8 protein-coding genes are annotated in these 6,888 nt (G+C 69.3%); 3 read left to right on the top strand and 5 right to left on the bottom strand.

Annotation, left to right across the window (positions count from 1 at the left end; all coding sequences use genetic code 11):
* Positions 1-132 precede the first annotated feature (132 nt).
* Positions 133-483 carry a PRC-barrel domain-containing protein gene (locus ABZT74_RS24495; RefSeq protein ID WP_355876086.1) on the bottom strand — a complete coding sequence of 117 codons (351 nt, stop codon included), beginning with the start codon at positions 481-483 and terminating at the stop codon, positions 133-135.
* 374 nt (positions 484-857) lie between these two features.
* On the opposite strand from ABZT74_RS24495, the gene ABZT74_RS24490 reads away from it, so the two are divergent.
* Both ABZT74_RS24490 and ABZT74_RS24485 read left to right on the top strand, forming a co-directional pair.
* Positions 858-1,040: a CsbD family protein gene (locus ABZT74_RS24490; RefSeq protein ID WP_355876336.1), complete on the top strand. Its 183-nt coding sequence runs from the start codon at positions 858-860 to the stop codon at positions 1,038-1,040.
* 95 nt (positions 1,041-1,135) lie between these two features.
* Positions 1,136-2,146 (top strand): hypothetical protein, encoded by a 1,011-nt coding sequence (locus ABZT74_RS24485; RefSeq protein ID WP_356175606.1) that lies wholly within the window; start codon positions 1,136-1,138, stop codon positions 2,144-2,146.
* A gap of 91 nt (positions 2,147-2,237) precedes the next feature.
* Here ABZT74_RS24485 and ABZT74_RS24480 read toward each other — a convergent pair whose 3' ends face one another.
* Both ABZT74_RS24480 and ABZT74_RS24475 read right to left on the bottom strand, forming a co-directional pair.
* Positions 2,238-3,014 (bottom strand): hypothetical protein, encoded by a 777-nt coding sequence (locus ABZT74_RS24480; RefSeq protein ID WP_356175603.1) that lies wholly within the window; start codon positions 3,012-3,014, stop codon positions 2,238-2,240.
* A gap of 314 nt (positions 3,015-3,328) precedes the next feature.
* The gene (locus tag ABZT74_RS24475) at positions 3,329-3,931 is read right to left on the bottom strand and encodes a DUF998 domain-containing protein (RefSeq protein WP_356175600.1); all 603 of its coding nucleotides are present in this window, start codon (positions 3,929-3,931) and stop codon (positions 3,329-3,331) included.
* A 296-nt stretch (positions 3,932-4,227) separates the two neighbouring features.
* Here ABZT74_RS24475 and ABZT74_RS24470 point away from each other — a divergent pair, with 296 nt between their 5' ends.
* A complete protein-coding gene (locus ABZT74_RS24470) occupies positions 4,228-5,520 on the top strand; it encodes an alkaline phosphatase (protein ID WP_356175597.1) in 1,293 nt (430 codons plus the stop codon).
* 79 nt (positions 5,521-5,599) lie between these two features.
* Here ABZT74_RS24470 and ABZT74_RS24465 read toward each other — a convergent pair whose 3' ends face one another.
* Positions 5,600-6,139: an EF-hand domain-containing protein gene (locus ABZT74_RS24465; protein ID WP_356175594.1), complete on the bottom strand. Its 540-nt coding sequence runs from the start codon at positions 6,137-6,139 to the stop codon at positions 5,600-5,602.
* 223 nt (positions 6,140-6,362) lie between these two features.
* Positions 6,363-6,821, bottom strand: coding sequence for an Rrf2 family transcriptional regulator (locus tag ABZT74_RS24460; protein ID WP_356438071.1), 459 nt, complete (start codon positions 6,819-6,821; stop codon positions 6,363-6,365).
* Positions 6,822-6,888 lie beyond the last annotated feature (67 nt).

Genomic DNA, 6,888 nt, shown 5'->3' with positions numbered 1-6,888 from the left:
CGGGAATTATGGGTTCGATTCTTAACGGCTTTTGGTTTGGCATGGCACCCCGGGTGCACGACAGCCTCGGCGCAGAGGTTCTGTCGTTTCAAGCGAATCCGGTCGGCCCCCTTGCGGGATGGCGCTGTGCGGTCAGGAACGGTGGCTCTGGTAGTACTCACCGACCTGCTCGTGATAGCCCGCGTCGCCGACGTGCTTGTCCTTGTCGAACTCCGGGGAGTCCTTGATCTGGTCCTTGGTGAGCGCGACGAAGATCTTCCGCTCGGCCTGGTCGACCGTCTGGACGGTGCCGGCCGGAAGCAGCACGTGCTTGCCGAAGATCCACACGCCGGTGTCGACGACGAGGTACGAAGAGTTGACGTCGTCCGAGTGCTTGTCGACCTTGCCGATGCTGCCGTCGGTGGCCTCGACCTTGAATCCGATCAGGTCGGCGCCCGCGGTGTAACCGGTGGTCGGCTGATAGCCCCAGATGTTGTCACTCATAAAACGGCTCCCTCATCAGAATTCCTCGACACTCCGCAGAAGAACTACGGAGTTGTACAAAGCGTCATGCGAGTTCCATGACGTTTCCTCGAAGCGTCGAGTGCCCAGGGTCCCGGACTCCACACACGCGCTCGGAGAATTTCGAGATCTGCTCCTGATCTCTCGGCCGACAGGCCGGGCACGCCACCTGTTCCAGCAGGTCAGGTGACGAGGAGGGCTGATCCCCGCGCACGGATCTTCTTATTCGGATCCTACGGAACTCCATGTGACGAAGATTTCATTCATCATCTTCCGCGGTTCCGTGTTTGAGAATCTGATGCCGGGTGACCCAGTGGATGAAATCAATTCGCGAGAAGGACAGGGTGTGAGTGGTTGTGGCTGCGGACGAGAAGGCTCAGGCCAAGGGTGAGCAGGCCAAGGGCAAGGCCAAGAAGGTCGTCGGCGGTGCGGTGGGCAACGAGTCGCTGAAGGCCGAGGGGCGCGCCGAGGAGTCCAAGGGCGACCTTCGCTCGGCCAAGGAGAAGGCCAAGGACGCCATCAAGCCCAAGTCCAAGTAGGGCCGACCCGAGCAGTACCGGGCCGACGGATCCCGGCAGCCGCATTCTCATGGGCTGCCGGGATCTTCGCTGCCGCGGCCGGATACGGTTCGCCCGTGAGCGATGACGCGGACGCGGACGGGGCGCGGTGGGAGTCGGCGCATCGGGCCGCGTACGGCTGCGGGGCCTGGGAACGGGCCCGTCACCAGGCGGACGTGCTGGTCGCCTGGCACACGGAGCGCAGCGCCGGCTTCGGGGCGCCGGCACCCCTGCGGCCGCTGGTGCGACGGGCGCCGCGTGTGAAATGGCCCTGGGGGAGCGGCAGCAGCGAGAACGCGACAGCCCTCGTGCTGTGGCGGGTCGCCCAGGAGACCGGGGTACTGGTCGACGAGGTCCTGTTGGCCGATGCCGTGCGGTACTGCGAAGCGGGGGCCATTTCCCTGCCCGCGGGTCCGCTGCCGGACGAGGCACGGGGCGGCGGGATCGGCGTCGGCGGCGCCGAGTCGGTGGCAGAGGCCGGCCGGGTACTGCGGGCCCATGTCGCGGACGGGTCGGCGCCATCCCCCCGGGACACGGCTGTGCGGGCGACGGTCGGCGGCCGCGTCCGGGAACTGCGGGCGACGCCGGACTGGGACGGCGGGGACTGGCAGGCTGCTCTGACCCGGGCGCGTAGGTCCATGCGGGAGGCGGACGACCTGCGGGAACAGGGAACGTGGCAGCCCACCGCCCGGGAGCGGACGGTCGCGGCACGGACCCGTCCGGACCGTGAACCGGCTTTCGACGCAGCCCGGTTGAGCCGCCCGGCTCCCGACTGGCCGGTGCGGGCACGCCGCTTGCTCAGCTTCGCCGTCGTCCTGTCCGCCGCAGCCGACTCGCTGTCGAGTGAGGAGGGATCCGATTCGAGCCCGGTGGCGCGGGCGCTGTCGGCTCTGGCCGACGCGTGCGCCCTGCTGCGGACCAGCACCGAGGAGATCGAGCACCTGTGGGCGGCCGAGCCGCAGGTGCCCGTGGATCCGGCCACCTGGGAGCTCTTTCACGTACCGGAGGCGCTGCGGACCCAGATCGAGGAGACGGAACAGCTCGTACGGGCGGCCGAGGCCTTCCTGTGGGTGCTGGCGTGCAGTTGACCCGAGCGAATGCCGGCAGGCCGGGAAGGGGCGATTCGCGCGAGGGCGGACCGAGGCCCGTGCTCAGGCTCTCTGCCGACAAGCGAGGGCGTCAGTAGAAGTCGCCCCGTGGTTCGGAGGGATTGACGGCGTCGCGCCGCTGCTGCTGGAGGCGGCCAGCCGTGGTCGCCGAGATCTCCCGCAGATGTGCCTGACTCTGCAGCATCATCATCGACCCCAGCGCGTGCCGTCCGGTGAGCGGATTGTTCACGCAGGCCCGGTACAGCGCGGCGGCGCTGTCGGCGTCCTGGTACAGCGTGCGGTAGATCTCGGCGGCACGGTACTGGCCGTAGGGGTGGTCGAGAGCGGCGGCGGCCAGGAACTGCTCCAGGGCGTGTTCGGCCGGGGTCCGGGTCACCGGCAACAGCCGTTCGAGATAGAGGTCGCCGAGGGCGAGCATGGCCTCGGGTTCACCCAGCTCCGACGCGGCGCGGTACCAACGGCCCGCCTCGTCGTAGGACTGCCGGATGCCGGCCTCGGGACAACCCCGCTGGTGGAGCGAGGCGAGGTAGTAGGCGGCGCGGGGCGAACCGCTGCTCCGCCGCAGCCGTGGCACGGCGCTCGCGTACCGCCCCTGCACGTAGTCGATGTGCCCCAGAAGCTCGGCCGCGGCATCGTGTCCGACATCGGCAGCCGCTCCGAGGAAGTGGGCGGCGGCGCCGCGGTACTGCTCGCCGTTCCAGCAGTGGAGTCCGATCCGGTAGTACTCCTCGGCGGTGGTCGGCTCGCGCCCGTCCACGGTGAAGTTGTTCCCCTGCCACAGCACCATGCCGCCGCCCCCTCGTGCCACGGGTTGTGCCGCGGCGGTCGCCCGCCGAGCCATGAACACGCGGTCATTGTGCCGCAGCTTCGTGCGGTGGAGGGCGGTCCGTGTGTCAGGGGGCGCTCGCCGCCGCTGCGCGGGGGGAGTGGACGGGCTCGGGTGGCGCGGGGCCGGCGCCTGGCTTACAGTATGATTGATCTTGAGCTGGTCGGCGGAAGTCGCCTCGGCTCACGATGCGTTGGTGGTCCAAGGAAAGACGTCCCGCTTCCTGCGGGGAGATGCAGGTGCAAGGCCTGCCCGGCGCTCTGTGAAGACCCCGTCCCGCCTGTGCGGGGCGGGGTCTTTTTTCCGTGGCGGATGCGAACGGACGGTCGTACGCGTCAGACCCGTGTCTCCTCCGGGACCCTCGTGTGGCGCAGGCACGAGGCCACGACCACGAACGGCCACAGGGACTGAACGCCCGTCACGAAGCGCTCGGCGACGCCGAGGTCCCCATGACGCTGGGTCTCGATGAGGAACCATGCCGCTCCGGCGACCATGACCGCCGTCGCCGTGACCGACGGGACGCGTCTGAGGGCCCAGGGCGCGGTCTCGCTGCCGTCCGCGGACAGAATGGGCCACAGTGCGAGGAGTGCGAACCCGATGGCGGCCGCCGTGCCGTGGCGCAGTGACCCCCCGCTGATCGGGGCGGGGAGCAGGGCCAGCACCAGCGCCGCCACTCCGCCTCCGGCCAGCGCCAGTCGTCCGGGTACGGCCGCCGCCCGCAGACCCCAGGCGGTGAGGAGATGGCAGATGCCCAGCGCGAGCAGCGCGCCGGTCATCACCCAGAAGCCGGACTCGCCGTAGGCGGCGAGGACGCTGATCGTCTGCGTGACCGGGTTGTAGGCGGGCCCCACCAGATGGGCCCCGACGATCCAGCCGGCGGTGAACAGCACGGGGGCACACCCCGACGAGAGAAGGACCCATCTCGGTACATTTGGCACCGGGCAAACATATAAGGCGCAAACCGGGATGAACCGCTTTGGTCAGTTCTGGTGTCGTGGCCGTCTTCTACGGGTCGGCCGGCCCTCGCGGTAGGTGGCCCGCGTCGTCAAGGGCGGGTGGCGGAGGGGAAGGGTGTTCCGTTGCCCGGCGACCTGTCCGGACAAGTGGGGGCTCACGCCTTTACCTCCCGCTGGAGATTTCGACGTGTACTGGCCACCTGTTCTTGGTCAACCAAACCCCATGGAACCTTATGTTCGCGGTCAAGCAATGGGCAAGAACAGTAACGGAGGACGTTGTGTCCCTGGACCCTCGTAGGGCTCGTCGGTTCGCCGCTCCCTCGGCCGCCGCAGTCGCGGCCGCCGTGGTGACGATGGTGGTCAACCCGACGCTGGGCGCGTCGGCTTCGGCTCCGCAGGCTACGGCCAAGGCCAAGACCCCGACCGCGAAGAACGTCATCTTCATCAACGGTGACGGCATGGGCGCCGCCATGCGCCAGGCCGCCCGCCTGCACCTGGCCGGCCTGGGTGGCCGGCTCGCGATGGACAAGCTGCCCGTCTCGGGCCAGCTCACCACCGAGCCGGACGACCCGAAGGCCGTCGTCACCGACTCGGCCGCCGCGGCGACCGCGTGGGCCACGGGCGAGAAGACCTACAACGGCGCGATCAGCGTCGACGTGGACGGCAACCCGCTGGCCACGCTCGGTCAGCAGGCGAAGGCCGCCGGCAAGGCCACCGGCCTCGTCACCACCGCGCAGGTCACCGACGCCTCGCCGGCGGCGTTCTTCTCGAACACCGCCAACCGCTCGGCGCAGGACGAGATCGCCCGCCAGTACATCGAGGTCTCCAAGCCCGATGTCATCCTGGGCGGCGGCGAGGACTGGTGGCTGCCCGCGGGCAGCGCCGGCGCGTTCAAGGACCAGCCCGCCGAAGACCCGTCCGAGGCGAGCAAGGGCACCAAGGGCGACCTCATCAAGAAGGCCAAGAAGGCCGGCTACTCGTACGTCAACAGTGCGGACCAGCTCAGCCGCGCCAACAACGGCAAGCTCCTCGGTCTCTTCGCGAACGAGGAGATGTTCCAGCAGCGCCCCGAGGGTCAGGGTGACGTGTACAGCCCGGTGGTCGGTCTCTCCACCATGACCAGCAAGGCGCTGAGCACGCTGGACAAGAACAAGAAGGGCTTCTTCCTCATGGTCGAGGAGGAGGGCACCGACGAGTTCGCGCACTCCAACAACGCCACCCGCACCCTGCAGTCCATGCAGGAGCTGGAGAAGGCCGTGGCCGTGGCCCGCGCGTACGTCGCCACCCACTCCGACACCCTCCTGGTCATCACCGGCGACCACGAGACCGGCGGCCTGGCCGTCGAGGAGTCGGACGCCGCCGACGAGTCCGGCACCGGCGTCTCCGCCGAGGACGGCCCGTTCAGCATCCGCGGCAGCGAGAAGAACTTCTACATCGACTGGACCACGTCCGGTCACACCGGGGTCGACGTACCGGTGACGGCGGTCGGCCCCCTGTCGGACCGTTTCACCGGCAAGCACCCCAACACCCACGTGTACGACGTGCTGCGCCAGTCCCTGACGCGCCGCTGAACGACACCGTGACAGCCGGAGCCCCGCGGCCGTCCAGCCGCGGGGCTCCGGGATCGGCCGGTCCGCCGAGGGGCGCTCGTCAGGCCGGGATGCGGCCGCAGAGCCAGTTGCCCGGTTCCTTCGGGTCGTCGCTGATCCAGAACTGGCGCCAGAGCGCCGCGAACTCCTCGCGGCTGAGGTGGCCGTCGCCGTTCAGGTCGAGAAGTTCGAAGATGCCCGTCATGTCGACGGGCATCCCGTTCCAGGTCTCGACGAGGCGGCGGTGCTCCTCCGGCGAGATCCGACCGTCCCCATTGGCGTCGACGGCGTCGAAGACCGTGTCGGCGGTCGCTGTGACGGCGTCGGTCATCGCGGGCAACTGGTCGACGAGGGACAGTAGTTCACTCATGTCGACCGTGCCGTCCCCGTTGGCGTCACCGGCTTGGGACAGGGCCGCCCACCAGCCCATCAGAAGCGTCTCCACCCGCGTACGCAGCTGGGTCCCGGGCTCGACTCCCGGCAGCCGGCTCCAGCGGCCGACGAGCGCGGTGAAGTCGTCCTCGCGCAGATATCCGTCGCCGTCCGCGTCGAACGCGGCGAACATCCCCCTGAGCTTTCGCTCCTGAAACGCACTGGCCATGAGCGGCCTCCTTCGACGCCGAACCGAACCACGAACCGCCCGCCACGACCGACTCACCGGTGCCGACACCTGGCACCTGTCTGACGGTGCATCAGGCGTGTCCCAACGATAGGCCGGGGGTCGGCCGCGCCTCCACGAGCACACTTGCGCGAACGATCACCCTCGGCCGGACGTCACCGGCCCCGCCGGGGACGGACGCCTTCAGCGATGGACGACCGCCCGGTCAGGGGTTGACCCAGGCGTCCGGGGTGGTGGTCAACGCCGAGACTCTGGGGGGTAGTTGGGCCGAAGCGACATCGGCGAGCGACACGCCCTCCAGGATCTCGCGCACGTTGGAACGCAGGGCGATCCACAGGGGCAGCAGTGACTCGGCGGGGCCGGTGTACGACAGCTCAGGCGGGCGTACTCCGCGTACGGAGACCAGCGGGCCGTCCACCGTACGTATGACGTCGGCGATGCTGATGGACTCCGCCGCCCTGGCCAGTCGGTAGCCGCCGTTGCCGCCGCGCTGGCTCAGCACGAGGCCGCCCCGGCGCATGTCGTTCAGGATGCCTTCGAGGAACTTGTGCGGGATGTCCTGGGCGTCCGCGATGGCCTCGGCCTTGAGCGGCCCGCCGTCGGGTGACGCGGCGAGCTGGAGCGCGGCACGGATCGCGTAGTCCGCCCTGGCTGAAATCCGCATGCGTGCATTATCCCGTACGGCCTCGGGTCTGTCCCCACGGCCTCGGTCGTCGGCCGTGCGCGTCCCG

It is taken from the genome of Streptomyces sp. NPDC005302, from assembly GCF_040607345.1.
GTDB lineage: Bacteria > Actinomycetota > Actinomycetes > Streptomycetales > Streptomycetaceae > Streptomyces.
Note: the sequence above shows the minus strand (reverse complement) of the source record. Positions and strands in the feature narration are given on the sequence as shown.